This window comes from Coprococcus sp. RTP21204st1_G4_RTP21204_210225, from assembly GCF_040915385.1.
Taxonomy (GTDB): domain Bacteria; phylum Bacillota; class Clostridia; order Lachnospirales; family Lachnospiraceae; genus Allocoprococcus; species Allocoprococcus comes.
Genome location: NZ_JBCPDP010000015.1, coordinates 24707 through 48031 on the forward strand (window position 1 = coordinate 24707; position 23325 = coordinate 48031).

Genomic DNA, 23325 nt, shown 5'->3' on the forward strand with positions numbered 1-23325 from the left:
GATACTTTGTGAACTTTATCCTGATACAATGATTATGCTGATGAAAGAAGGCATAGATAACTGAATACAAGAAAGAGACGAAAGCCTCAGTAGTTAAGAAAAAACTACTGGGGCTTTTTTTCGTGCCTGAATTTCTCAGCCAATAACTGCGGGCGTATCCCGGCAGGATAAAGGCGGAGCAGGCATGATCCTAAACAGAGGTCCGCCTTCTGGATTTGAAACGAGCAACAAGATTTCAAATTCAGGAGGAACGGATATGTATATTGAACACCCATATTTTTACGAAGGAAAGTATTACGCAAATATTGATGGAGAAATGATCGAGATTACAAAAGAAGTTGCGTATGCGATGAATAATTTTTACAGAAGCAGCAAGGCAAAAAAAGTTGAGATTAAGAATGAACTGGGTGAGGTTGTGGATAAGATGCTGAGAGAAGTACCTTACAGCGGTCAGTCCATTGATGGAGAAGGCTTCATGATTGAGGATTTTCCAGATCTGAACTGTGATGTGGAGCACTGTGTACTGACAAAAATGGAACAGCAGGATATTCACACAGTGATCAATCAACTGAACTCAGAGGAACGCATGATTATTTATGGCATTTTCTTTGAAAACAAGACACAGACACAGATGGCGGAGATTATGGGGATTTCCAGACAGATGCTGTCATACAAGCTGAAATCCACTCTTAATAAGATGCGTGAAATGTATATGAATAAATTTTTTTAAAAAATTTTTCAAAATCTTTTGCATTTGCCAAAGTCATTTGACTTTAGTAATTAGAGGAAGTTAAAGGACTTCCTAAAATGAACCATGATAACTGAATATCCAATAATAACTGACGTGACATTTCATGCAAAGAGCACGAGGAAGATGCCGCTATAGGATTATAAGACAAAACAAAGATTTTTAGTTCAGTCTGTAATGCTGCGAAAAAGCACTGACCGAAGCCAGCTGGCAGGCTGGTGATGCGATGATATGTATGAGATGCGATACACTTGCAGATCCTGAGAAGTCTGTAACTGGTAAACCTATGAACTGCTGGAGCCTGGAAACGAGAGTTTCCGGGTTGTGGTCCGGAGTATGCATCTGGGCAGGTTATTATTCCCTTCCTGCATATGCGGGAGTAACGATTCGGGGTATCGAGGATAAATAGAATCGAGCGAGCACTGTTTAATAATCAAATTGGCTATAGAGGTTATGCGGCAGAGCTTTCCCTATGGGAAAGAAACTCTGCCGTATTCCTGTGGAGCCAATATAGCGCTATGGATGCTTTACAAATAAAAATAATAGATTGGAGAGAGGACAAATGACAATCCGCAGAGGAGATATTTTATGGGCAGATCTCGGTATGTTTCCTACAACATCTGTTCAGGGTGGAGTAAGACCGGTGATCGTAGTGAGTAATAATAAAGCCAATACATACAGTTCAGTCATAACGGTAGTTCCGCTGACATCAAGAATTTATAAGAAACGGTATTTGCCAACACATGTATTTATCAGCAAATATGATATGACGGGAATCCGAAAAGGAAGCCTGGCACTGGCTGAACAGGTTATGAGCATTTCTACGAAATGTATTATTGAGAAATGCGGAAGAGTAAATAAGTGGAGCCTGGATCGGGTACTGAAAGCAGTACAGATTCAGATGGGAATGGAAGGAGAAGGGCATGACGGCAGAGGAATATAGAAACTATCTGGAGCAGGATTTCAGTGATGTAGATATCAATGAAATGACTGATCTACGGATGATAAAAGCAGACAGAAATAAATCGCTTCAGGAACGGAGAGATATTTTTCTGAATAAAGTAGGAAATCCATATTTGGTCCGGATCGGCAATATGAAAGTAAAAGTCAGATTTGCCAATAACGGTATATCTATGGAGCAGGCATTTGAGAATATGCTTCTGAGTGTCTGAAAAAGTACTGGCAAGATTGAGGGGACTGTGTTAGAATGTCAGTAAGGACAAATTATGCAGCCCCCTTTTATTACATGGATTTTCTGACGTAATAAAAGGAGGTAAGATATGTATCAGAATATCAATAAAATCTATCATGCCGCCATCTATGTCAGATTATCTAAAGAAGATGGCGATATTTCTAGTTCAGCAAAACTGGAAAGTAACAGCATTTCTAACCAGAAAGCTTTGATTCTGGATTTCCTGAAAGACAAAAAAGATATAGAAGTTGTTTCAGTCCGAGTTGATGATGGCTACTCAGGCTCTAATTTTGAGCGCCCTGCATTCCAGGCAATGCTGGAAGATATCCGGCGTGGGATTGTAGACTGCGTAGTGGTAAAAGATTTATCACGATTTGGAAGGGAATATATTGATTCCGGGAAGTATATCGAGAGATTATTCCCGGCTCTTGGTGTGCGTTTTATTGCTATCAATGATAATTATGACAGTCTTAAGGGAAAGAATCAGGCAGACGAAATCATTATCCCATTTAAAAATTTAATCAACGATGCTTATTGTCGTGATATTTCTATTAAGATCAGGAGTAATCTTGAGATTAAGAGGAAAAAAGGTGAGTGCGTGACTCCGTTTGTAGCATTTGGATACAGGAAGACAAAGACAGATAAGCATAAATTAGAGATTGACCCATCTGCAGGCAGTGTAGTACAGGATATTTTTAAGATGAAGCTGCGGGGAATGAGTCAGGATGCGATCGCTAATCGTTTAAATGAACTGGGTATTCTTTCCCCATTTGAATATAAAATCAGCAGCGGCAGTCATTATGAAACTGGCTTCCGGCAGAAAGAACAGGCACTTTGGAGTTCCGTTACAGTCCGTAGGATACTGGAAAACGAGGTTTATATCGGAAATCTTGTGCAGGGAAAAAGGACAACACCGAACCATAAAGTGAAGCAGACTTATGTGAAACCGGAAGATGACTGGATCCGGATTGAGAAAAATCATGAGCCACTGGTGAGTGACCGTGATTTTGAAATTGTGCAGAGGCTTCTGGGCATGGATACACGTACTTCACCTTACCAAAAGCAGGTATATCTGTTGTCCGGAATTGCTGTATGTGCGGATTGTGGTGCACCTATGACAAGAAAGGTTTCCACTGTGGCAGGAAAAAAATATGCTTATTATCTATGTTCCACAAATAAAGAAACAAAACACTGTTCCAGTCACAGAATACCGGAAAAGGATCTGGAAGATGCCGTACTGGTGATGTTGAAACAGCATATCCAGAATATCCTGCACCTGAAAAGAATCCTGGAATTTATTGGTACTGTGCCATTTCAGGAGATCAATATGAAGAAGCTGCAGGACAGGCTGGAGAAGAAAAAGCAGGAGACAGAACGCTGTAAGGAGTTACGGATAATGCTCTATTCGGATATGAAAGAGGGCATTGTATCAAAAGAAGACTATGTAGAGCTTCATGCAGCCTATGGAAAGCGGCTTAGAAATGCGGAAGAGAGTATCCGTGCGATCCAGAAAGAAATGGATAGTGAGCTGGAAAAAGCAGACAAAGCCAATACCTGGCTGGATTATTTTGTGAAGTATCAGGATATTGAAGAACTGTCCCGCACAGTGGTGGTAGAACTGATCAGGCAAATCAGAGTATATGATAAAAAGAATATAGAGATCACTTTTGATTTTGATGATTGTTATCAGACATTGCTGAATCAATTACCGTCTATGGGAGTTGATACGGTAATAGATGATGATAATAATCTGCAGGTCAAGGTAAAGGAGGTTGTATAAAATGGCACGAAAGAGCAGGAAAAACATTCCGGAAGTAGTCAGCAGTGCAATCGTCCAGACAGAGGTGAGCAGACCGTTCCGGGCAGGATTGTATGCCAGAATTTCAATGGAAACAGAAGAAACATTGGAAAGAGGAACGATAGAAACCCAGGTGGAATTGATGAAAAACTTTGTAGCAGATACGGAAGATATTTCGGTTGCGGAAGTTTATAAGGACTCAGACTATTCAGGTACAAATTTTGACCGTCCTGGATTTGTACAGATGATGGAAGATATCAAGCATGGAAAAATCAATTGTGTTATTGTAAAAGATTTGTCCAGACTTGGAAGAAATTATGTCGAAACCAGTAATTATATTGAACGAGTATTCCCTTTTTTCCATGTAAGATTCCTGGCTGTGACAGATGATTTCGATTCCTTCAGAGAGGGTGTGGATCTTACAGTTCCACTGAAGAATATTATCAATGAGTTCTATTCGAAAGATCTTGCCAAAAAGAGCAGCAGCGCAAAAAAAGCTCTTTGGGAAAAAGGAAAATTTACAAGTGCCTGGGAACCGTATGGTTACAGAAAGTCAGAAGAAGACCATCATCAGCTGATTGTTGATGAAGAAGCTGCAGACCATCTGAAAAGTATATTTTCTATGTATATGGATGGCAGGAACTATAGTGATATTGCAAGACAGCTCAATAAAGATGGAGTTTTATCACCGACTTTACAGAGAAAATTCTATAAAACCGGTGAAAAGCCGCTTCTGGAGTCAAAACCCTGGAACAATTATGAAGTGAAACGAGTTCTTCAGGATGTTCATTGTACAGGTGATTCTGTATTTGGAAAATATCAGCAAAGTGTTTTCCAGGGAAATAAACAGAGAAACCGACCAGAGAGTGAATGGGTGCATGTGGAGAACACGCATGACGGGATTATAGATAGAGAGTTGTTTCAACAGGTACAATCTAAAATCCAGGAATATACGGAAGCTTATAAAAAGAAACATCAGCAGAACAATGGGGCTATTCGAAACCATAATTTCTATACAGGAAAGATATGGTGCGGAGGCTGTGGCAACCGCATGACGTTGTCCAGAGAAAGAAATGGCACATTCTTTTATATCTGCGGAGCCAATACCAACCATAAATCAGGGGGAAAGCAATGCAAAGGGCACAGAGTCAGAAAAGAATATGTGGATGACGATGTTCTTCGCCTGATTCAAACGCATATGAAAACCGTATTGGATACGGAAAAAATGATTCGGGAAATGAATACAGCTTCTAAAAATCAGACACAGTACCTGCTTTTGGATAAAGAGGTGGGGAAACTTCGACGGGAACTAAGCCGTATCAGTAAGCGTAAATCGGATTTATATGAAGACTATTCCGAACGTTTGATTACAGAAGAAGAATACATACAGTTTTCTCGGATCTATTCCAATGAAATTGAGCATATCAAGAGCCGTATGGACACAGTATTGGCGGCACAGGTTCGGTATTCCCAGGATTACCACATTGAAGAAGGCTGGGGAAATGTGATACATACTTATATGTCAAAGCGTAAGCTGACAAAAGAAATGGCAGATGCCTTTGTGGATTCAATTATTATCCATGGTAAGTATGATTATGAGATCAAGCTGGTATATGACGATCAGTTTGCAGATTTACAGAAACTAAAGAAAGAGAAGGAGGCGCAGTCAAGATGACAGATCTTAGAAAAACAGCTGTTTACATCCGTTTGTCTGCAGAAGATGACAATGTAGATGGCAGAGCCAAAAAAGAGAGCGACAGTGTAACTTCTCAGAGAATTCTGTTAAAATCATTTGCAATTGATGAGCTGGGTGTGGCTGAGTCGGATATTCTGGAATATGTGGATGACGGTGTCAGCGGTACTCATTTTAAAAGGCAGGGATTTCAACAGCTGCAGGATGACATGAAAAGCGGAGAAATCGGCTGTGTAGTTGTAAAAGACTTTTCCAGATTCGGAAGAGACTATCTGGAAGTTGGATTTTATATTGAATATATTTTCCCACTTCTACAGATTCGATTTATTTCGATTAATGACAGCTATGACAGTGCGGCAAGCAGCGGAATGACTGGTGGAATGAATGTAGCATTGCAGAATCTGGTATACAATATGTATAGCCTGGATTTGTCCAAGAAAATTTCATCAGCATTGCAGACAAGAACGAGAAATGGTACACGCCTTCCGGTAAATGCCAGATATGGCTATAAAAAAGGAAAAGATGGAAGGCTGGAAGTTGATCCGGAGGCTGCAAAAGTCGTGAAAATGATTTTTAAGATGGCAGCAAAGGGAACAAGTTTTGCAGATATTACAAGGGAATTGAACAGACAGGCGATTGCCACTTGTGATGAGCAGAAATTATCAAGAGGGGATCAGGTGCAGTTCCAGAGGTTTGATACGATCAAAAAGAAACACTGGAGCCCTACGACAGTAGCGGCAATTGTCCGGGATGAGATTTATATTGGAACCAGAATCTGGGGAAAAACACGTTGCAGTATGCATACCGGTCATAAAGCAGTTCTGAATGATGAAACAGAATGGGTTCGCCTGGAAAATCATCATACGGCAATTATAGACAGGGCATTGTTTGAAAAAGCAAATGAAATGCATCCGAAAAAGAAGAGAAGTGTTGCGGAATCACGCACCAATTTTACTCTGGAAAGGCGTAAAAAACAGCCGGCATTACTGATATGTGCCAACTGTGGGCATTCTTTACTAAAAGAAACGGAGCATCTGCTAAAATGCTCAGATGCTCGAACCAATGGAGATCCTGTGTGTCGAAGTCTGGTGATCCGACGGGAACCGCTGGAGGAGAATATCCTTGGGCTTGTTCATCAGTATGCAGCGTCAATGTTGGAAAAAGAAAAGAAAGTATCTTCCAACAGGCAATGCGACTACAAAGAGATCAATACCGCAGAATTGCAAAAACAGAGCCGACAGTTGACCTCGGAAAAGATGAAACTATATGATGATTACAAAGATGGTCGTATAGATCGTGATTCGTATAAGCAGAGAGCTGCAACGATAAGTGTACAGCTGGATGAAATAAAACGAAAGATAGAAGATGCGGAGAATAGCAAAAAGCTTCTTGAACAAAATGAACTTTCTGATAAAATAAAACTAAAAGATTTCTTGGGAATTCAGAAGTTCGATACAGAGAAGCTGCGTGAGATTATCAAGGTGATCCGTGTTCATAGTCAGGATGAAATTGAAATCGAATGGAATTTTGACGATATTTTTTCGGAACAGAGATAACTTGAGCAGGACAAGAATGACTTATCAGAAGATAATCAAGGTGCTGGGACTACCTGATGGAAGCGTCAGATAGTCTTCGGCAGAAAAAAATAAAATTTTTTTTGTCCTATACTTGACACATCCACATGTATGCAGGCACACCTTTTGCTCTAATATGGCAAAATCCGGGATGAATCCGAAAACCTTGCAGTATATCATGGGTCACGCAGACATCAGTGTAACCTTGAACACTTACACCCATGTGAATTTTGATGATGCAAAGGAAGAAGTATATCGGATAGCGAATAGTTAAAAAAGCCCGTTGGTAAGGACGTTTGCTTTACCAACGGATTTACCAAGATTGCAGGGAAAAACACAAGAAAATACGAGAAGATTTGAGAAGATACCTTGAAAAGAAAGGAAAACTCAAAAGTCGGAAAACCCTGAAATATCAAGCGTTTGAGAAGAAATACAAGACTTAAATGGAGATATAAAAAGATGATTAAAGTATTATTCATCTGCCACGGCAACATCTGTAATTACTAGTAAAATAGCGTGTGAATGGTAGAGAAAAGAGTAGGATGATATATTTTTTATACCTTATTTATACCTTTTGAATTGAGATTATAATGTGAAAAAATAAAAAGAAGATATCTCGGTAATCTCAATAAAATAAAAAGAGTAAATTTAATAATATGTGTTTGGAAGAAAATAATAGGGATGGAACTGAAATTATTCAGTTCCATCCTCTTTTTTATTATGCGTTAATTTTAGATGCTTTGTTTTAACGGGAGACCATTCAAATGTATCGTTTAATTCGGCTAAATTTTTTTGCCGATGCATATTTTTATCTGTAATTTCTATGTATTTGTCAATGGGAACTAAGACATATTCTTTCGGATTTTTTCCTGGTTGGTAATTTTCTTTTAAAGTTGTTAAAGCGGTATTAAAAGCTGTATCTATTTCTTTTGAACTTGGGGCAGAAGAAAAATCTATTTGTTTGAATATACTTTGAACAAAAAATTTTAATTGAAGATCCGATGAGAAATGCAGGTATCCTGTTTTAGTGCCTTGATTTAATTTTTTGTTTTTGAGTGTGCCTAAAGCAAGATCAAAAGCATTTGCTTTTTGTTGAAGTTCATTTGATTCAGAGGAATTTATTTTTAAAGTATATATATTTATAAGAAAATTATAAAAATTTTCATCCATAAAAAAATGAAGATAAGAATTATTTTCGTGTTCTACTAAATCCCAAGAATCTACAAATTCATCAAAATTATCATACATAATGTTAGCAGCTTCGAACATGTTGGATGCCCCATGAGTAATATATTTTGGATTAATGTGATAGTTTTCTTGAAATGAGTCAATAAGATCTTGGGGAATGCTTTGTATTTGACCAGAGCGCAAATGAGAGAAAAAATAAGTGGACGAGCCAACTTTTTCAGCAATTTTTTTCTGTTTCTTATTTTGAGATTTAAGATAGTCTAGTACGTTTACTAATTGTTGGCATTGTTGCTTTGAAGTTAATGGATATTTCATAAAAGTACCTCCGTTTTTGATTGAATTATACACCAATACACAGTAAAGTTGCAAAAAAGTTGCAGAATGGTGCAACAGGAAGGGATATACAGGCAATTGAAAAAAATATAAAATAAAACCATCAAGAGGCTAATTGAAATACAGATCAGCGAGTCATGATAAGCTGATGGAAAGAGGAAGCTAAGAAGTGTGATACTAGAAAAAGATTATGAGTATATTACAGAGATATAAAAATTTTTTCGAATATGAAATCAACAAAATAACAATGTTTTAACAGTAGTGCTGAAGAACAAAATTTATAGATAATCATCAGAAGGAGACCAGATATGAAAACTTATGATAAAGATGTAGCAATAATTGAATGCATTATTTTAATGGAAGAGTGCGTAAAAGCGGAAGGAAATAGTGAGTTACAGTACGAAAAAATGAATCAGCTTAGAAAATATAAGAATATTCTTCCGGAGAAAATTTATAAAAGTATAGATGAATTTATAGGTACTGTGATTAAGTAGTGAAAAGGTTAATGATAAAAATGAAATAGTCTGATTGTTTTAAAAGAAATGACTTAATATTAAAGAAAGAAGGAAAGAACATGATTAAAAACAACGAAAAGGAAACAATGAATATGCAGATGAAAGGATTTGATTCAAAGAAGTTTAAGGAGATTTGTAATGATATTTTAAATGAGGGATGTTTTAAAGGTATTCCGGTTTTTAATAAAACAGACGTGTATTTTGCAATTGCAGATGAATTAAATGTATCGGATAGTACAGTTAAAAAGTGGGTGTCTAAAAATTCAAACGGACCACGTGATATAGAGACATTGGAAGGATTAGAAAAATTATTGGGAGTAAATTTATGGAATGCAAGTGAAAAATATCCTTTAGAAAAATATTCAGCAGTGACAAAAAATGCAATTGCATCTGCGTATGGAGTAATAGAGCAATACTTTGCAGGAGATGATTATGAGGACGAGGATAAATGGACACAAACTATGGCAGAAATTAGGAAGTTTGAGTTAAGTATTCCAGAGGAGGAGTATAAGAAGATAACAGATTTTCTGAATGAAAATGTTGCAGATCTGGTATATGATGAAGAAACATTTGCAGAATTATATACGGAAGAATATGGAGAGTATTGTGAGGATGGTTCTTTTTCAATTGCTGATCCTACGAAATTTTTAGCCAGATATTTTTCAATTATCATGGAAAAGGAAGAAAAATTTAAAAACTTCATGAAAGAGAATTATGCAGAGGCACTACAGGCATAAAAGATTTAACAAACGCTAGATAGCAAAAGGGATATTCCGATAAGTAAGTTGGAATATCCCTTTTTGAATGTGACAGTTATTATTGTTCCTCTAAATTATCAAGAGCATATTCACATGCTTGAATAACAAAACTGGAAAAAGTTACTTCCTGATTAGAAGTTGAAATAGCTTTTTCTATTCGTTCAACCAGATATAAGGGAAAGCGTATTGTTTTGTTTTCTGTTTCTTTTCGATTTGGTTTTAATTGAAATGCCACGATAACACCTCCTATTAAATTTATGTTATTGCATAAAAATCAATAAATATGCATTGCAAAATGCATTACAAAATGTATTGCGGAAAAAAGGGGATTGTATTAGAATAATAGAAAAAGTACTTTAGAGAATGTGAGGTAAAAAGTATGAGAAAACGGGTTGTTTTGGGAGTAATGGCGTTAATGCTGATAGGTTCAGCAGGGTGTTCAAGTGTTCCGAAAGAAAAAGAAATTCAAGAAGATTTAGAGAATTATTCAGAGGAAAAATTTCTCAGTGATGGAGAAGTAATAGACGAGATAAAAATAGAAGACAGGGATACAAATAAAAAGGAAAAATATGATAATGTATTATGCACAGTCATAACAGAAAAAAATAATATTTCTTATGAAAAAGAAGTTAATCTTACTTATCAAAAATATGAAAAAGATTGGGAACTGAAAGATTTATCAGTAAATGATTCCGATGCATGGATTATAAAGCCGTTAAAAGGTATTGGGGAAAAAGATATTCCAAGTACATTGGTAGCGAAGGAAGTCGATGTTGAAGGTGGAGTGTGGAGAATTGAGGACGGAGAAGTTAAAAAAGTTTCAATTAAAAAACAGGAAACAGATTTGAAAGAAAAAACAGATAAAATTACTATGGAAGTAGTTTTGGATAGTGGAGTAGAACAGGCTATAGGAACGGTAGTCGCTGAATATGAATTTGAGAAAGAATGGAAACTTGATTCGGTATCGGAGAAAGGGAATTTTAAAGCTGAAATAAATGCAGACAAGGCATTAGATATTGATGAAGAAAAGTTGATGGAAGAACTAAATGGACAGACATTTGTAATTGGGACAAAAGAATCAGATACAGGAAATATCATTACATTTGTAGATACTTCTAATCAACAAGAGATTGAAGTAAAAAAGGATGCAATAAGTGATTTTAAGATTAACAGTCATGAATCAGAAGATAAAGGAAGGAATCAGATATATAAATATAGTTGTAAATTATCAGAAAATTCAGTGGAATATGGTCTGACAGGAGAAATTACTTATTATTACGATTATGAGGATGGATGGCAAATTCAGCCTATAAATATTGAATATCAGTTAGACTCTATTGATATTACAGGGGAATGGACAGGAACATATTTAGGAGTTGGCGATGATAAAGGGAAGGCGGTATTAAATATCACCCAAGTAGAAGGCGATAAAATTACAGGAACATATAGTTATACACCAAATGAAGTAAGTACTTATATTCAGCCGGGAAGCTATAATGTAGCCGGAACATTTGATTCAACATCAATGACTATGAAGTTACAGGCAGGTGACTGGATTACTAAACCAGATAAAGCTTCGCCATTTGAAAAACTAGATATTACGGCAGTATATTACGTGAATGATAAAAAAATTAAAGGTTTAGGTCAATCTGAAAATGTATTTGAAGTTACAAAATAGTAAAAAATATCTAAGATAAATCCATAGATGAAAGGAATAAGAAATGAGAAAAAGGGTTCGGAGAATACTTATTGCTATAGGCATTTTAATTCTATTTATTGTAGGTGGACTAATATATAAAAACATATATATAAATAGTCAAGAAAAGAGCAATGAAACAATAGTTAAGAAAAATGTTAAAATAATAACAAGTGAAACTGATAAAGATGAACGACCAACTAAAGTGTTGGAAGATAAATTGGAATTTAAAAAAGATCTCAAATACAAGAAAGGGGATGTGATTGTATCAGGAATTACCAGTGAAGCAGATGCAGGGTATATTCGTAAAGTTGTAAATACAAAAAAGAAGAATGGGAAATATATTGTTCAAACAGAACCAGCGTATTTGACAGATGTGTTTGAAAAAGCACATATAGTTAAACAAATTGAATTAACAGAAAATGGTGTTGAAGAAGTTGATTACAAATTGAATGATATGGAGTTATATCAAGATCAAGATAAAAGTACTCAATATAATTCAATTTTAAAGCTTTCTGGAAAAGATACTAAAAGTACAAATAGCACAAAAGATTTAAATGGTACAAACGATTCGGATGATTCAGACGATTCAAATGATGAAAAAGCAGATAAAAGAAAAAGGGATTATATGTTTGAATATTCATTTGAAGAAAAAGATGATTTAGCTCGTATTTCAGGTGAAGTTGGAGCGAGTGTTTGGATAGAAATACAAATAGATATCGATAAGGGAGATATTGTAGGAGGAATTGCGGTAAAAAATAAGACGCACGTAAAAGGTACATGGGGATATTCGGAAAGTACAGAGGAAAAATCTGTAGAAAAGGAAATTTTCAAAAAGGAATTACCGAATTATCAATTTTTAGTTGCAGGAGTTCCGGTGGTGCTTACAAACGATATGATAATATCCGCAGAGGCAAAAGCTAAATTAGAGGGTGACATTGGATTATCATATGATGCAACATCAGAAAAGACATTGGGATTTCAGTATAATAGTAAAAAAAATAAAGTCAAAGAAATAAATGAAAGAAAAGAAAATTCAGAAGGATTGCATTGGAGTACATCGAAAGTTTCAGGATCTGCGTCAGCAAGTATAAATTTGCATTTGATTACAAAATTGTATGGAGCGTCTGGGATGGATGTTTCAGCAGGAATTTTAGGAAAGGCAGAAGGAGAGGCTAAAACAACACTAAAAGAAGGTCTGGGTGGATATGCAGGCTGTTTAGATTTGTCAATTGGTCCGGAAATTAAAGGAACGTTAATTGTTGATGTACCTGTGTTTGCTCAAGGACTGAATGATCAGTATTTATTTAAAATAAAATTGCCGCCATTTTGGTCTGATCATTGGGAATCAAGTGCTGATTGGAAGAATGATCTGGAGCGGACAGAAACAGGAAAGCAGAATGATGGTTTAAAAGAGATATTGAAACAGGGGAATACATATGTAACAAGATATAGCGAACAGAATGCTATAAGTTGTCCGGTATTTCAGTTTGATTATCCTAGTGGATGGGATATACAAAGTGAAGAAATGAGTGATGGAATAGATAATCCTATAGAAGAAAAGGTAGTATTAGTAAACGATAGAGGCGTTACGGTTACTTATTGGGATTGCAGTAGGACATTAGGTGGATATTCAAGAAGTGTGGTAAAGGCAGAAATTTCAAAAGTTGGTGATTCCGAATTTGTACCAGGTTTTCCAGCAGGAACAAATACAGACTATTCTAGTTTGGGAAGTTTTATGGTAGCGAAGGTACATCTTGTTGGAGAAATGGATTCAAAGTTGGATTCAGATTATAATGCAACAGACAGCGAATTTTTTGCAGTTGTTCCGGCATCTTATGAAGGAGAACGAGAGTTTCAGGGGCAGGCAGGATTTGTGGATGAATTTTCTTTTGAATACCCGACACCATATGCATTTATAGCAGAAGCACCAGATGGACAATTTACGCCGGAAGAAGAAAAAGAGGTAATAGAGATATTAAAAAGTTTTAAAATAGCAGAATAAATTATGGTTATAACAGGAATAGATTATAGAAATCTGTTCCTGTTATTTTTATGAGAAGGAAGAGGAAAGTTAATGTGTAAGCGTGGTATTTTAATACATGAAATATTATTGATTGGCTTGTTTATAATTTGTAAGGAATTGGAACTATTGTCAAGCCCATAGCCGTTTTACGGTGCGTAGCAGGCTTTACAATAGTTTCAATTCCTTATATCTTGTGAAAAGCCAATCTTATAAAAGTGTGTGAGTCAATGCTATTTTGGGATAAGAAAAACGCTTGTCAATTCAGTATTTAGGGTATTTATTGGAACGTATATTTCCCAAAATTTAGTAACTGATATTATATAATATAATTACAAGTTGCGCAGCTGAGTAAAGCCTAAAATGGCAGAAAGGAATAGAAATAGTATGATCGCACAATTCATAGGAATTCAGCACATCAATTTTCAGAATGATAATAATGAAACTATCGCAGGTGATAATGCATTTTTTATTTTTAAGACTGAAGATGTACAAGGGATGTGTGCAAAAAAATGGTTCTTAAAAGAAGGTGTTTTACCTAAAGATTTGAAGGTCAATGACAAAGTAGAAATCTCATTCAATTTTAAAGGTAAAGTCGAAAAAATTGCCAAAGTAAACTAATAAAAGGATTACCGGGGAGAACAAAAACTCTCCGGTAGTAATAAAGGGAAAATATGATAAAAGAAGATTATAGAAAGCGTAGAAGAAATAGAATTCAGCGATGGTATAGAGTTCGCTTGGGAGCGATTCAAATGATAAATAAGCCTGTTCTTAATATTGTTTTGTTGCCTGTAATTATTTTCTCCATAATAATATGGGGGAAACAAGATTTGCTTTTAGTATTGTTTAAAGTATCTGATTTTTGGATGCCGATTTATAGATATATGTCTATAATATTAGTAATTCTTTTTCCGATTATTTCGATATTAGCAATATTTGATACTATTGGAAATATTACAGCAAGAAAAGATGAAGCAGATTTGCAGGAAGCATTTGAAAAAAATGAGTTGCGAAATGGGTGTCCTATTCTCATAAATAAAAAAAGAATAAAGGGTAGCGATGTTATTATGCGAGAATTTTATACTGAGATACCAGAAAAAATATGGGATAAGCGAAAAAATGAAATCGCTGATTCGATGAATATACACTATGTAAAAAAAGATAAACCATTCAGTCATGGCAAAAAAGCAAATGGCAGAAGAATTGTTATGTATTCTGGAGTAGGAAGAGAAGATCCAGAGAGGGGAGAAATATATGATGAACAATTCTGATCTGGTTTTGGGATATGATTATGATGAATGGTATGGATATGGAAGAAAGATACAAATAGTAACAGATATATCACCTAAGTCCAACTCGCATATTTTACTTTGTGGTATGTCCGGGAGCGGAAAAAGCTACGGTGAAAATCTGATAGTTGCCAAAATTGCTACATTGGGAGAACGGAGTGGAAGAATTTACTTTGCTGATTTTAAGCAAGATGACCAGTTTATATATATGAGAAAATGTCCACGCTATTATCCTTATGATAAAACACTTGAGGCACTGGAAATAGTTTATGAAATAATGCATAAACGGCAATCAGGAGAAGATGATTCAAGAGATCCAATAACATTGATATGGGACGAATATATGGCGAATATTCTTGCATTACAGAGTATATCAAAAAAGGAAGCAGAAGAAGCTATGAGAAAGGTCAGCGAAATTTTAATGCTCGGGAGATCATTATCAATAAGATTGTTAATTTCTTGTCAAAGACCTGATGCGTCAGCATTTCCATCAGGAAGTCGTTTGAATTATGGAATTATTATAATTGTAGGTGCATCTATACGAAGTATATATGAAATGTTGATTCCAAAAGAATATATTGATGCCATTGGAGAAAGAAAATTCGGGGTAGGAGAAGGCATTGTATTATTACAAGGATCAAAGTTAGGGTTTGTCAAAATTCCAAAGATACATGATGTGAAAAAAATGCAACAAGTTTGTATCGAGGCATTAACATAGTAAAAGAGGATGTCTGGACTGTGGCGAAGCCACAAGTCCAGACACCGTGGTTTGCTAGTATTACCAAACCACTCTTGTGACTGTGAAAATAGGTGCTAGATACTATAAATGCTACAATTTTTGTCACAGGAAGACTGTGAAAGAAGGTGAATTATTTATGCCATTTGCACCAAATACGAGATCACGTAGTTGGATGGTTACAATTCAAGTTGCTAATATGGAAAATGCCGGATTAACGAAAGAAGAATATGAAAATGCTGAATTACTGGCAAATTTTATGATAGAAACATGGGAACATAGTGGAAAAGATAGAACGGCAGGTATTTCGGTATGTAGATCAAAAGAAGGATTGTACCATTGCCATATGGCGTGTTATGGAAATACAACGACATTAAAAAAGGTATCAGATATACTCTATAAATCACATGTGGAACCGCAATTAGGTGGAAAAGAAGCATTAAAGCAGTATTTGTTAAAAGAAAATAAATATGCAGAAAAAGAAGAAAAGATTCTGTTTACTATGGGAATGGAAACAATACAGGATACCCAAGGGAAGAGAAATGATTTAGAAGAGATAGAGAGGTTATTAAAAGAAGGTTCAACGCCAGAACAGATTTTTGATTCTTCGTTTCGGTATAGGAAGTTTGAAAAAATGATTAAAGCGGAATACATCCATAATAGAATAAAAAGTACTCCGATAATAAAGAAAAATTTAAGAAGAATATGGATAGTTGGTGATAGTGGTACTGGAAAGAGTCATTTTTATACAGAGTTGGCGAAAGAAGTGGGGATTGAAAATATATATTTTGCTACAGATTTTGAGAATGGCGGCTTAGATTATTATATAGAAAATGGAGCTCCTGAAATACTGTTTTTGGATGAATTTAAAGGTAATATGAAGTTTTCACAGCTCCTTGTTCTGTTAGATAAGTATTCACGTGCACAGTTGCATTGTAGATATTCCAACTGCTTTTGTTTATGGACGACGGTGGTGATTACATCGGTGTTTCCGCCTGATGAAGTTTATACATATATGGTTGACGATGCGAAGAAGAAAAGAGATAGAGTGGAACAGTTATTAAGGCGACTTGATGAAATATGGTACAAATATAAAGAAAATGGAGTATATAAGACATATAAAATTCCGGCAGAAGAGTATATTGATTATGATGATTTGAAAAGCAGAGCAAGCAAAGATGGATTTGTGCCTGTAGATGAGTATGAAAATATACCATTTGATAGTTAGAAATGGAGGAGTGTTTTTTGAAAGAGAATCTTTCGATTGCTCACAAGTACTCGCTTAGTGTTAGTGAAGCAGCTTTATATTTTGGAATTGGCGAAAAGAGACTGAGAGCTATCATTAACGAGAATCAAGGAGCAGATTATATATTAGAGATAGGTACACATATTAGAATTAAGAGAGAAAAATTTGAAGAATATTTAAATAATGCTACGGCATTATAAAGAGAGTGTGCATTTGCTGTAGAAAAGAAGAGTATCTTGTGATAAAATTTTCTTACCGAGATAGTCTTCTTTTTGAAGGAGGCTAAACAAATGAGTGAAAAAAGGAGAGATAGACGAGGAAGAATTTTACATAATGGTGAAGTGCAAATGCCTGATGGTAGATATCGATTCAAATATGTGGATGAAAGTGGAAAAGAAAGAGCTGTCTACAGTTGGAGACTAGATCATAATGATCCGATGCCTAAGAACAAAAGAAAATGTCAAGCACTTCGGGAAAAGGAGAAGCAAATTCAAGCAGATTTGTTTGACAATATAATATCTGGTGGTGGAAATATGACGGTACTGGATTTAGTCGAAAAATATGTATCGACTAAAACAGGAGTAAGACCTACAACAGTTGCTGGATATAGAACAGTTATCAGTCTTTTAAGGCGAGATTCATTTGGAAAAAAACGAATTGATATGGTAAGAATTTCTGATGCAAAGTGTTGGTTGATACATCTTCAAAAAATTGAGAAGAGAAGCTTTAGTTCTATTCATTCTATCAGAGGCGTTCTCCGTCCGGCATTTCAATTGGCTGTAGATGATGATCTAATAAGAAAGAATCCATTTAATTTTCAATTAGTGGAAGTTATTGTAAATGACAGTGTGAGAAGAGAGGCACTTAGTAGAGCAGAAGAACGAAAATTCTTGGAATTTGTAAGAACAGATTCTCATTTTAATAGGTATTATGAGGGAATCTATATACTATTTAAAACAGGACTTCGGATTTCTGAATTTTGTGGATTGACGATTTCGGATATTGATTTTCAAGAGCATACGATCAATGTAGATCATCAGTTATTGAAGCAATCTAAAATTGGATATTACATACAAGAGACAAAGACAAATAGTGGGACAAGAGTATTGCCAATGACTAAAGATGTGGAAGAATGTTTTAGAAAAATATTGAAAAACCGGAAACCGCCTAAGATTGAGCCTATGGTGGATGGAAAAATGGGATTTTTATATTTTGATAAGGACGGAAATATTTGTTATTCATTACACTGGGAGAATTATTTTAAACATATTGTTCAGAAGTACAATAAAATATATAAAATAGAGATGCCAAGTGTTACACCACATGTATGTAGACATACTTATTGTTCTAATATGGCAAAATCAGGTATGAATCCAAAGGCTTTACAGTATTTGATGGGACATTCTGATATTAGTGTAACATTGAATACTTATACACATATGAACCTTGAGGACGCACGAGAAGAAATTGTACGACTTAAAATTGTGTAAATTTAAAGCGGAGAATACCGAGGTATAAAATCTAAAGAATTATACCGAAATTTATACCTTTTGCAGACTAAAATATACAAAAATACACCAGATTATGCCAGAATGTAAAATTTATTTGAAACGAATAAAGCTTGAAATATCAAGCAAAAACACAAAATGCGAGGTTATGCAACGATGATTAAAATACTATTCATCTGCCACGGCAATATCTGCCGCTCCACCATGGCAGAATACGTTATGAAACATTTAGTTAAACAATCCGGCATAGAATCCGATTTCTTCATCGATTCCGCCGGTACAAGCAACGAAGAACATGGAAACCCAGTTCACCGCGGCACACAAAAGAAGCTCCGCAAGGAAGGAATCCCGTGTGGCAATCACCGTGCACGCAAGATGTGTAGAGAAGAATATGCCGCATTCGACTACATCATCTGCATGGAGCGATACAATATACAGAACATTATGAGAATCATCGGAAATGACCCGGAGCACAAGGTACAGAGACTTCTGGATTACACAAATCGTCCGAGAGACATTGCAGATCCATGGTATACAGGAAATTTTGATGAGACATTTGATGATGTGATGGAAGGTTGCCAGGCGTTTCTTAGCTATCTGATGGAGCATCTGCAATAAATTTTCAGATGGGAAACCCAAAGGAGAATGGAAAATAAAAAAGAGAAGTAATCTGAGTTTAGAAAAGGATTTTCTTTAAAGCACAAGCTTTATAGCAGGAGAAATCCCTTTCATACCGGATCACTTCTCTTTTATTTTAGATCTTTTATGATTGCACAAATTGAGATTCTGCTATTCGGAAAAACGTTGTATTATTGAGAAGCTACAAACGTATCAATCAAAAATCCGCAATCTTATCTCTCCCATCTTCCACTGGCCCCACAAGGAAGTACCAGCCCATTTGAAGATACTGGAAGTCCAATCTCCTGTGAATCCACATGCCCACCGTATTTCTTAAGCTCAGTCGCGATCATATAGGTCAGTACTGCTGGGGCAAGTCCTGTCGTATAAGAATTGATCAGGAAGAACAGTGGATCATCGGATAAAATCTTCGTACAGAGTTTTACCAGTGGATGAATTGCGTCTTCAATCTTCCAGATCTCGCCCTTTGGTCCACGACCGTAGGAAGGTGGATCCATGATGATTGCATCGTAATGATTACCGCGGCGGATTTCGCGCTCTACGAATTTGACACAGTCATCAACCAGCCAGCGGATCGGTGCGTCGCCGAGTCCGGAAGAAACAGCATTTTCTTTTGCCCATGTAACCATTCCCTTGGAAGCGTCTACATGAGTTACGTGTGCGCCGGCAGCAGCTGCTGCAAGTGTTGCACCACCGGTATAGGCGAATAAGTTCAGTACTTTTACCGGGCGCCCGGCATTGCGAATCTTTTCAGAGAACCAGTCCCAGTTGGTTGCCTGTTCCGGGAAAAGTCCGGTATGTTTAAAATTAAACGGTTTTAAGTTAAAGGTAAGATTCTTATAACTGATTTGCCACTGTTCCGGGAGATCGAAGAATTCCCATTCACCGCCGCCTTTTTTACTGCGGTGATAGTGTGCGTTCGGATGTTTCCAGCGTTTGTCTGTGCGAGGTGTATCCCAGATCACCTGCGGATCCGGACGAACCAGGATGTACTGCCCCCAGCGTTCCAGCTTTTCTCCGTCTGAGGAGTCAATTACTTCATAATCTTTCCAACCATCTGCTAACCACATATATTATTAAATCCTTTCTGAAGTGCTTTTTGATAAATTTCCAGTTTTCTATAGTCTTGTTCAATGCATATTTATAGACATACTGTTTTACTTTTCTATTTTATTATAGAAGAAAGGATACTGCAAGAAGCGAATGTAAAATATCGCAATAATATACAAAAAGCTATCGCGATAACAATTGGTTTTTGGTAAAAATAACGGGACTATCTGTTTACATAAGGGACGAAGGGTGATAGAATGTATCTATAAGTGAAACGATTCACGTAAAAGAAAGGTGGAAATGAATATTATGGTAACAGTTAATGCAATGGGAGACAACTGCCCGATTCCGGTAATCAAAACAAAAAAAGCAATGCAGGCTCTTACAGGACCGGAGACAATTGAAGTATTAGTAGATAATGAGATTGCTGTACAGAATGTTACAAAGCTGGCAAAAGAACAGGGCGGAGAAGTAAGCTCTGAAAAGCTTGGAGAAAAAGAATACAAAGTAACGATCAAGATGCAGGGAGTACCGGCAGCAGATGCAGAAGTTGTATGTACACCGGATCAGAAGGGAGACCTTATCGTAGTGGTATCTTCTGACCGCATGGGAACAGGTAATGATGAACTTGGTAAAGTCCTGATTAAGGGATTTATTTATGCAGTTACACAGCTTGATACACTTCCGAAGAAGATGCTTTTCTACAATGGAGGAGCTACTCTTACAACAGAAGGATCAGATTCCATTGAAGATCTGAAGTCTCTGGAGGCACAGGGAGTAGAGATTCTTACATGTGGTACATGTCTTGACTACTATCATTTAAAAGACAAACTTGTTGTTGGTGGTGTAACCAATATGTACAGTATTGTTGAATCTATGGCTGAAGCAGGAAAGATCATCAGACCATAGTTTGAGAACTATATAACAAAGAAGTTCGTATAACGGACAGAGAATATTTAAGAAAAGTTGAGAAATTAAGTATGAATAAAGATATCAGAGAGACACAGTGTATAAGGATATCATGTTGAGGCGTCAAAGCAGGTCGAAGGACCCTTGTTCAGGCTCTGGACAAGTTGTTAAAAACTGAAGATGGTAACCTCCTGGATAAAAAGAATTTGTTTGTTCGGGCAGATGCACTTTGCTCTCTGGTATTTGATATCGGATGGTAGAAGATAGATGTGGCTGCGCAATTTGATCAAAGGAAATAACGGAATCCGGTGAGGGTGTATTTATACGAATTTGATCGAATAGAAAGAGGGAATAATTATGAATTTAAGGCAGCTGGAAGCATTTATTAAAGTATCCGATTCAAAGAGCTTTTCAAAAGCAGCACAGGAACTGTATCTGACACAGCCAACAGTAAGTGCGCATATACAGACACTTGAAAAAGAACTGAAAGTGAGATTGTTTGTGCGTAATACCAAGACTGTCAAATTATCTGAGGACGGAAAGACACTTTATCAGTATGCACGTCAGATGATCGAACTGGAACAGGAAATCCAGTCAATGTTTTCAAAAGCAGCAGAGCAGAAAGAAAGATGTATTACGATCGCAACCTCTACGATACCGGCGCAGTATATTCTGCCGGATATTCTGGTGAAATTCCGAGAGAGATTTCCGGAAGAACAGTTCAGAATCGTGGAAAGTGACAGCAGTACTGTCATTGAACAGGTAGCATCGCATCTGGTTGATATTGGATTTTCCGGTACAGTAATCGAAAAAGCAAATTGTAAATACATACCGTTTTACCAGGATGATCTGGTTGTTATTATGCCGAATACGAAAGAATATCAGAAAATCATAAAAGAGCAGAAGGATTTAAAATGGCTGGAAGGAGAACCTCTGATTATGCGTGAGGAGGGATCCGGTACCAGAAAAGAAGCAGAGAAGCAATTAAAAAAGATGGGAATCTCTTTGGATGATCTGAATATTGTTGCGACAATTGAGAATCCGGAAGCGATCAAGAGATCTGTCAAAAGTGGTCTTGGCATTACAATTATTTCAAGACTTGCGGCCGCAGATGAGATCCAGGCAGGAGAAGTTCTGGAATTCCCGTTTTCACAGGATGGCAGCGGTCGAAAACTGAATCTTGTATATAATAAGAACTACAAACTTCCGGCAGCGGCTGAACATGTGAGAGAATTGATCATAGAAAAGTATGAATTGCAAAAGCAGTCTTTACAATAGAAAGTATGAATGATAGAATTCATCTATATGCGCATTTTTTGCGGCAGGTAACATGTTAAATGCAAAGTATAAGTTGGGGATAAACAATGAATAAAGAAAAAGTAAGACTGACACAGTATGCAAAAACTTCCGGGTGAGCCGCTAAAGTAGGTCCGGAGACCCTTGCCCAGGTTCTGGGTAAGTTACCGAAATTTGAAGATGAAAATTTGATCGTCGGAATCGAGACATCAGATGATGCTGCGATTTATAAGGTTACAGATGATATTGCGATGATCCAGACCGTGGATTTTTTTACGCCGATCGTGGATGATCCGTATATGTTTGGACAGATTGCAGCAGCAAACTCGCTCAGTGATGTTTACGCAATGGGAGGAGAGCCGAAGGTAGCACTTAATATCGTAGGATTTCCGAATTGTCTTGATCCACAGATCTTAGGAGATATTCTTGCCGGTGGAGCCGATAAGGTAAAAGAGGCAGGAGCTGTTCTGGTTGGTGGACATACAGTACAGGATGATGAGCCGAAGTACGGACTTTGTGTGTCCGGATTTGTACATCCAAAGAAGATTTTTAAGAATTACGGATGTAAACCGGGGGATGTGCTGATCCTTACCAAACAGGTCGGAACAGGAATTGTTAATACAGCAATCAAAGGAGAAATGGCATCTGCAGCCGCAATCAGGGAAGCTGAGATTGTCATGTCTTCTTTAAATAAAAAAGCAAAAGAAGTTGTGGAGTATTTCCCTGTAAATGCATGTACAGATATTACAGGATTTGGTCTTTTAGGTCACTGCGTTGAAATGGCAGAGGCAAGTAATGTGACATTTGAACTGAATGTTCACGATATTGCATATCTTGATGAAGCAATCAGCTATGCAAAAATGGGTCTTGTTCCGGCGGGGGCTTACAAGAACAAGGGATATTCTTATCAGAAAGTAGATTTCAGAAATGTAGAAGATCATTTTATCGATTTGTTATATGATCCGCAGACATCAGGTGGACTGCTCATCAGCGTGGAAGCGCAGTATGCGGAAGCCGTGATGGAAGCATTCGAGAAGAAGAGACTGGATACCAAGGTATCCCTGATCGGAACCGTAACAGAAAAGAGCGATAAACTGATTCGTCTGCACTAGGAATTCAAAGAGGTAGAGGAGA

24 protein-coding genes and 1 pseudogene are annotated in these 23325 nt (G+C 36.7%); 22 read left to right on the plus strand and 3 right to left on the minus strand.

Annotation, left to right across the window (positions count from 1 at the left end; translation table 11 throughout):
- Positions 1–256 precede the first annotated feature (256 nt).
- From AB5213_RS12865 to AB5213_RS12900, 8 genes and pseudogenes are all read left to right on the plus strand, one after another.
- The gene (locus tag AB5213_RS12865; protein ID WP_172677211.1) at positions 257–730 is read left to right on the plus strand and encodes a sigma factor-like helix-turn-helix DNA-binding protein; all 474 of its coding nucleotides are present in this window, start codon (positions 257–259) and stop codon (positions 728–730) included.
- A 244-nt stretch (positions 731–974) separates the two neighbouring features.
- Entirely contained in the window at positions 975–1157 is a 183-nt protein-coding gene (locus AB5213_RS12870) for a hypothetical protein (protein WP_055282710.1), read from the plus strand.
- A 153-nt stretch (positions 1158–1310) separates the two neighbouring features.
- Complete coding sequence (locus tag AB5213_RS12875) at positions 1311–1691, plus strand: type II toxin-antitoxin system PemK/MazF family toxin (RefSeq protein WP_015568867.1); 381 nt, start codon at positions 1311–1313, stop codon at positions 1689–1691.
- On the plus strand, positions 1672–1920 hold the full coding sequence (locus AB5213_RS12880) for a DUF6870 family protein (protein WP_015568866.1): 249 nt from the start codon (positions 1672–1674) through the stop codon (positions 1918–1920). The genes AB5213_RS12875 and AB5213_RS12880 overlap by 20 nt, the downstream gene beginning before the upstream one ends.
- Before the next feature lie 108 nt (positions 1921–2028).
- Positions 2029–3720, plus strand: a complete 1692-nt coding sequence (locus AB5213_RS12885) for a recombinase family protein (protein ID WP_186856078.1) — start codon at positions 2029–2031, stop codon at positions 3718–3720.
- A gap of 1 nt (position 3721) precedes the next feature.
- Complete coding sequence (locus AB5213_RS12890) at positions 3722–5413, plus strand: recombinase family protein (RefSeq protein ID WP_368276802.1); 1692 nt, start codon at positions 3722–3724, stop codon at positions 5411–5413.
- Positions 5410–6987, plus strand: a complete 1578-nt coding sequence (locus tag AB5213_RS12895; protein WP_158421998.1) for a recombinase family protein — start codon at positions 5410–5412, stop codon at positions 6985–6987. The genes AB5213_RS12890 and AB5213_RS12895 overlap by 4 nt, the downstream gene beginning before the upstream one ends.
- 121 nt (positions 6988–7108) lie before the next feature.
- Positions 7109–7279 (plus strand): annotated as a pseudogene (locus AB5213_RS12900) (tyrosine-type recombinase/integrase); the annotation flags it as partial.
- Positions 7280–7698: 419 nt separating this feature from the next.
- On the opposite strand, the gene AB5213_RS12905 reads toward AB5213_RS12900, so the two are convergent.
- Complete coding sequence (locus tag AB5213_RS12905; RefSeq protein ID WP_368276803.1) at positions 7699–8508, minus strand: hypothetical protein; 810 nt, start codon at positions 8506–8508, stop codon at positions 7699–7701.
- A gap of 326 nt (positions 8509–8834) precedes the next feature.
- Between AB5213_RS12905 and AB5213_RS12910 the strand changes: the two genes are divergently transcribed.
- Both AB5213_RS12910 and AB5213_RS12915 read left to right on the plus strand, forming a co-directional pair.
- Positions 8835–9020 carry a hypothetical protein gene (locus tag AB5213_RS12910; protein ID WP_195502411.1) on the plus strand — a complete coding sequence of 62 codons (186 nt, stop codon included), beginning with the start codon at positions 8835–8837 and terminating at the stop codon, positions 9018–9020.
- An 80-nt stretch (positions 9021–9100) separates the two neighbouring features.
- Positions 9101–9778, plus strand: a complete 678-nt coding sequence (locus tag AB5213_RS12915) for a hypothetical protein (RefSeq protein ID WP_195502410.1) — start codon at positions 9101–9103, stop codon at positions 9776–9778.
- 79 nt (positions 9779–9857) lie between these two features.
- On the opposite strand, the gene AB5213_RS12920 is transcribed toward AB5213_RS12915, so the two are convergent.
- Positions 9858–10034, minus strand: a complete 177-nt coding sequence (locus tag AB5213_RS12920) for a hypothetical protein (RefSeq protein ID WP_195251675.1) — start codon at positions 10032–10034, stop codon at positions 9858–9860.
- A gap of 144 nt (positions 10035–10178) precedes the next feature.
- On the opposite strand from AB5213_RS12920, the gene AB5213_RS12925 reads away from it, so the two are divergent.
- From AB5213_RS12925 to AB5213_RS12965, 9 genes are all read left to right on the plus strand, one after another.
- Positions 10179–11477 (plus strand): hypothetical protein, encoded by a 1299-nt coding sequence (locus tag AB5213_RS12925; RefSeq protein WP_368276804.1) that lies wholly within the window; start codon positions 10179–10181, stop codon positions 11475–11477.
- Positions 11478–11520: 43 nt separating this feature from the next.
- The gene (locus AB5213_RS12930; protein WP_195251678.1) at positions 11521–13500 is read left to right on the plus strand and encodes a hypothetical protein; all 1980 of its coding nucleotides are present in this window, start codon (positions 11521–11523) and stop codon (positions 13498–13500) included.
- Positions 13501–13905: 405 nt separating this feature from the next.
- Positions 13906–14139 (plus strand): hypothetical protein, encoded by a 234-nt coding sequence (locus AB5213_RS12935; protein ID WP_195251680.1) that lies wholly within the window; start codon positions 13906–13908, stop codon positions 14137–14139.
- Positions 14140–14192: 53 nt separating this feature from the next.
- Positions 14193–14789, plus strand: a complete 597-nt coding sequence (locus tag AB5213_RS12940; RefSeq protein WP_195502409.1) for a hypothetical protein — start codon at positions 14193–14195, stop codon at positions 14787–14789.
- A complete protein-coding gene (locus AB5213_RS12945) occupies positions 14773–15525 on the plus strand; it encodes a hypothetical protein (RefSeq protein ID WP_195251133.1) in 753 nt (250 codons plus the stop codon). Before AB5213_RS12940 ends, AB5213_RS12945 begins: the two co-directional genes overlap by 17 nt.
- A 136-nt stretch (positions 15526–15661) precedes the next feature.
- Positions 15662–16771 carry an ATP-binding protein gene (locus AB5213_RS12950; protein WP_195251131.1) on the plus strand — a complete coding sequence of 370 codons (1110 nt, stop codon included), beginning with the start codon at positions 15662–15664 and terminating at the stop codon, positions 16769–16771.
- A 17-nt stretch (positions 16772–16788) separates the two neighbouring features.
- A complete protein-coding gene (locus tag AB5213_RS12955; RefSeq protein WP_243263601.1) occupies positions 16789–16989 on the plus strand; it encodes an excisionase in 201 nt (66 codons plus the stop codon).
- 90 nt (positions 16990–17079) lie between these two features.
- A complete protein-coding gene (locus AB5213_RS12960; RefSeq protein ID WP_195251126.1) occupies positions 17080–18279 on the plus strand; it encodes a site-specific integrase in 1200 nt (399 codons plus the stop codon).
- Between the two features lie 174 nt (positions 18280–18453).
- Positions 18454–18915 (plus strand): low molecular weight protein-tyrosine-phosphatase, encoded by a 462-nt coding sequence (locus tag AB5213_RS12965; protein ID WP_055158081.1) that lies wholly within the window; start codon positions 18454–18456, stop codon positions 18913–18915.
- 233 nt (positions 18916–19148) lie between these two features.
- Here the strand turns inward: AB5213_RS12965 and AB5213_RS12970 are convergent, their stop codons facing one another.
- Positions 19149–20006: a class I SAM-dependent methyltransferase gene (locus AB5213_RS12970; protein WP_008372439.1), complete on the minus strand. Its 858-nt coding sequence runs from the start codon at positions 20004–20006 to the stop codon at positions 19149–19151.
- Between the two features lie 289 nt (positions 20007–20295).
- Here AB5213_RS12970 and yedF point away from each other — a divergent pair, with 289 nt between their 5' ends.
- The 3 genes from yedF to selD all read left to right on the plus strand — a co-directional run bounded on the left by yedF (position 20296) and on the right by selD (position 23303).
- The gene (gene yedF / locus AB5213_RS12975; RefSeq protein WP_022220213.1) at positions 20296–20895 is read left to right on the plus strand and encodes a sulfurtransferase-like selenium metabolism protein YedF; all 600 of its coding nucleotides are present in this window, start codon (positions 20296–20298) and stop codon (positions 20893–20895) included.
- Positions 20896–21252: 357 nt separating this feature from the next.
- Entirely contained in the window at positions 21253–22173 is a 921-nt protein-coding gene (locus AB5213_RS12980; protein ID WP_368276805.1) for a selenium metabolism-associated LysR family transcriptional regulator, read from the plus strand.
- 86 nt (positions 22174–22259) lie between these two features.
- The gene (gene selD, locus AB5213_RS12985) at positions 22260–23303 is read left to right on the plus strand and encodes a selenide, water dikinase SelD (RefSeq protein ID WP_368276806.1); all 1044 of its coding nucleotides are present in this window, start codon (positions 22260–22262) and stop codon (positions 23301–23303) included.
- Positions 23304–23325 lie beyond the last annotated feature (22 nt).